Raw genomic sequence first — 4,179 nt, 5'->3', positions numbered from 1 at the left:
GGCCAGCCCCGTCTCCCTGACCTTGGCCTGCGGCTGCTCCTTGGGCGGTTCGGCGGGCTCCGGCCGGCTCTCCGGCTGCCGCGCCGCATTGTCGCGCAGCAGCTTGACCTCGGCCTCCAGCGCCTTCTTCTCCTGCGTCAGCCGTACCAGCTCGGCCTCGACCCGATCGAGGAGGTGGTTGACCTGGTGCTCGTCCAGGCCGCGCTTGCCCAGCGGGGCACGGCGGAACACCATCGAACGCAGCGCCGCCGGGCTCAGCCGCTCAGCGGGGAGGTCGTCGCCCCGCGCTTGGGGCTCGTCCCACTGCGGCTCCTCCCAGGCGTCCTCCTGCCATCCGCTGTTGCTCTGCTCGCCGGCCTGCTCCTCGGCCCACGGCAGCAGATCCTGCGCGCCGCCGTGCCCGTTGCCGTTGCTGTTGCCGTTGAGCGACCGGCCCGGCGGGGGAAACGGTTCCATCGAATCATTCATGTGGCAAACCTCCGGGAAGGCGTGACGGCGCTCGCGAATCTCTCCAGGCGGATGCGGTTGTCGCTGAAGCCGTTCGCCCGGAGCATCGCCACCGTGTTGTCGACCATGCTTGGCGGGCCGCACACGTAGGCGTCGTAGCCCTCCCACCGGCCATAGCGGCTGACGGCCTCGCCCACCGTGCCCGTCGTGGCGACGCTCTGGTCCTCCAGCTCCGACAGCGCCGCGCGGACGGTGAGCCAGGGGAACTTCTCCTCCCAGCCACGCAGCGCGTCGAGGTCGTACAGCCCATCAGGCTCACGCGCACCGGTGAACACCGACACCCACGGCGGCACCGGCAGCCTGGTCACGTGCTCGAGAATGGCTTTGATGGGCGCGAACCCGGTGCCGCCCGCGATGAGCAGGATGTTGCGCCCCGTGTTGGGATTGAGCGTGAACGTGCCGACGGGTGCGCCCAGCTTGACGACCTCACCCTCGCGCACGTCGCGGACCAGCGTGCGGCTCACCGCGCCGTCCGCCTTGACGTGCAGCTCTATGGTGTTGTCACGGCGCGGCAGGTTGGCCATCGAGTAGTAGCGCCACATGTTGGGCCACTGCTTGACCTCCACGGGCGCCGATTGGCCCGGGACGTACTTGAAGGGCCGGTCGACCAGCAGCCGCAAGACCGCCACGTCCACGCTTCTCCGCTCGTGGCTGATCACCTCGGCTGTCCAGTGCGCGGGGCGGAGGCTGGCGTCCTGCCGCGCCCCTTCCGCCAGCGTCCGGGTCAGCAGGGACAAGAAGTCCCGCCACTCCTCCTCGATCACCTCATTCCACACATTTCCTGAAAAGCGCTGCATGGTGTGGATAAGGCTGACGCTCCACTGCTCGTAGTGCTCGCTCAGGACGCCGAACTTCCGGTGACTGCGCGCGAGCTGGTGCAGGTACGGCGTGATCTCCGACAGGTTCTGCGCATGCTCCACGGCGTAGGACAGCGCCGTCATCAGCCGCTCGCGCTGGCGGCGCATCTGGACGGGGAACATCTCGCGCAGCGCGGGCGCGCGGAGGAACAGGTCGGAGAACAGGTAGAGCGGCACATTGTCGCCATATTTGGCAACGAGCTCGAAATTAGCTTTCACGTGGGTGAACGCGGGGGCGCTTGCGCCATGGGGCGACAGCTCAACGCTCGTGCCCGGCATTAGGCCTCCAGCCTCTGTCAACGCTCGACTTGCCCTCAGTCTCGCGCCGGCCGGGACGGGCTTGTAGTCGCCTGAGTCATGGGCCCCATATGACATCTGTCACCCGCCCTGGTCACGGGCAGCATGGAGGACCATCCCGCGCACGCGACGAGCGGGCCGCCCGCCGCGCGCAACGCCACGTGCGCGCCGCGGGCAAGGGCCGGGGCAGGGTCAGGCGGCCGCTGTGGCCATCTTGCGTAGCCGGGCCAGCGCGTCGCGCTCGATGCGGCGGGCGCGGTCGCGGCCGATGCCGTAGCGTTCGCCCACCTCGGTGAGCGTGTGCTCACGCCCGTCCACCAGCCCGTACCGCCACCGCAGCATCTCGCTGGTGTGCCCCTCGAGCCCGGTCAGCCACTGATCCAGTCGCTCGCGCTCCAGGATGTCGATGGCCTGCTGCTCAGGATCGGCCCACGTCTCGTCGGCGATCATGTCGCCGAGCTCCGTCTCGTCCTCGTCCCCCACCCCGAGCTGGAGCGAGACCGGATCGGAGGCCCACCGGCGCAGCTCGCGCACTCGCTCGATCGGCAGGTCGAGGATCTCGGCGAGGTCGTCATCGGTCGGCTCGGCGTCGAACTCGGCCAGCATGTCGCGCCGGACCCGCATCAGCCGGGTCATCTGCTCCCCCGCGTGCGTGGGCAGGCGTACCGGGCGGGCCTGCTCGTGGATGGCGCGCCCCACGGACTGCCGGATCCACCAGGTCGCGTACGTGGAGAACTTGTACCCCCGCCGGTAGTCGAACTTCTCGACCGCCCGCACCAGCCCCAGATTGCCCTCCTGCACCAGGTCGATCAGGGGCATGCCCCGCCCCGAGTATTTCCTGGCCACCGCCACCACCAGGCGCAGGTTGGCCTGGATGAACTCGTCCTTCGCCCGCTGGCCCGAGATGGCCAGGCGCTCCAGCTCCTCGTCGGCCGCGTCCCCGATGCGCGGCTCCGAGCCCCCGCTGTCGAGCAGCTGCTCGGCGAAGAGACCCGCCTCTATCCGCTTGGCGAGCTCCACCTCTTCCTCCGCCGTCAGCAGCGGGACCCGGCCGATCTCGGCCAGGTATGTCCCCAGCAGATCGCGCTCGGCGACGTGCTGCTCCTGCGTGCGACTCCCCGTAGGCCTTGCCATCCCCTGGCACCTCGTTCCGCAGATGCGTTCTATACCCGGCCAACGTCCGGCCAGAAGCAAAGATTCCCTAAAGCACTACGTCGGAGGGATGGTTCTGGATGTCCTACTCAAGGAGGAGACCGTCGTGAAACACCTGGTGAACGAGGGGGACGCCGGGCCGGTAAGCCAGGTGTACATAGGAGGGGGCATCGAGCACGACCACGTCGGCCCGGGCTCCGGGCCGCAGCCAGCCTACGTCCGTGCGCCGCAGCGCGCGTGCCCCGCCGTACGTCGCCGCCCTGACCGCCTCCAGCGGCGTCATCCGCATCTCACGTACCGCCAGCGCCACGCAGAACGCCATCGACGACGTGAACGACGAACCCGGGTTGCAGTCGGTCGCCAGCGCCACGGTGGCCCCGGCGTCGATCAGCCGCCGCGCGTCGGGGTACGGCGACCGCGTCGAGAACTCGGCCCCTGGCAGCAGCGTCGCCACCGTGTCCGACGAGGCCAGTGCGTCGACGTCGTCCGAAGACAGATGGGTGCAGTGGTCGGCCGAGGCCGCGCCCAGCTCACAGGCGATCCGCACTCCGGGCCCCTCGCCGAGCTGGTTGGCGTGCACCCGGGCGCCCAGCCCCGCTTTGAGCCCGGCGCCGAGGATCTCGCGCGTCTGGTCGCCGTCGAAGGCCCCCCGCTCGCAGAAGACGTCCACCCATTTCGCGTACGGCGCGCACGCGTCGAGCATCTCCCCCGCCACGAGCCGTACGTATGAGTCGGCGTCCATGTCAGCGGGCACGACGTGCGCCCCCAGGAACGTGGTCTCGTCGGTCAGCCTGGCGGCGATCTTCAGCGAGCGCCGCTCGTCCTCGACGGTCAGGCCGTACCCGCTCTTGATCTCCACTGTGGTCGTGCCCTGGGCGAGCATCTCGTTGACCAGGACCAGCGTGCGGGCGGCCAGCTCGGCGTGGCCGGCCCGCCGGGTGGCGGCGACCGTGGTCCTGATGCCGCCTCCCGTGTACGGCTCGCCGGACATGCGGGCCTGGAACTCGGCCGTCCGGTCACCGGCGAAGACCAGGTGGGCGTGGCTGTCCACGAAGCCGGGTATGACGGCCCGGCCCTCGACGTCCACCCGTTCGTCGGCATCGGGAGCCCGGGAGGCGGGTCCGGCCCAGGCGACCAGCTCGCCGTCCAGGACGAGCGCCGCGTCCTCGATCTCCTCGTGGTCGGGGTCGCCGGTGTAGAGCAGCCCGATCCCGTCGATCAGCGTCGTGGTCATCGCACGCTCCCAATCGCCTCTGCCAGCAGGGATCCGACGTCGCCGAGCTCGTGCCGCCCGTCCTTGACGATCCGGCGGCCGCCGGAGACCACCGAGTGCACGTCCGCCCCCGTGGCCGCGAACACCACGGCC

4 protein-coding genes are annotated in these 4,179 nt (G+C 70.1%); all 4 read right to left on the bottom strand.

Translation table 11 applies throughout. From position 1 onward, the window contains the following. On the bottom strand, window positions 1-456 hold a 456-nt coding region (locus AB0J09_RS57965; RefSeq protein WP_360711629.1), incomplete at its 3' end, for a DivIVA domain-containing protein. 8 nt (window positions 457-464) lie between these two features. Further along, window positions 465-1,583 (bottom strand): globin domain-containing protein, encoded by a 1,119-nt coding sequence (locus tag AB0J09_RS57960; RefSeq protein ID WP_360711626.1) that lies wholly within the window; start codon window positions 1,581-1,583, stop codon window positions 465-467. Between the two features lie 270 nt (window positions 1,584-1,853). Beyond that, window positions 1,854-2,795, bottom strand: coding sequence for a sigma-70 family RNA polymerase sigma factor (locus AB0J09_RS57955; RefSeq protein WP_360711623.1), 942 nt, complete (start codon window positions 2,793-2,795; stop codon window positions 1,854-1,856). Between the two features lie 103 nt (window positions 2,796-2,898). Beyond that, window positions 2,899-4,047, bottom strand: coding sequence for an imidazolonepropionase (gene hutI, locus AB0J09_RS57950; RefSeq protein ID WP_360711621.1), 1,149 nt, complete (start codon window positions 4,045-4,047; stop codon window positions 2,899-2,901). Window positions 4,048-4,179 lie beyond the last annotated feature (132 nt).

The organism is Nonomuraea sp. NPDC049784 (assembly GCF_040659615.1).
In the GTDB taxonomy this organism is placed as follows: Bacteria; Actinomycetota; Actinomycetes; order Streptosporangiales; family Streptosporangiaceae; genus Nonomuraea.
Note: the sequence above shows the minus strand (reverse complement) of the source record. Positions and strands in the feature narration are given on the sequence as shown.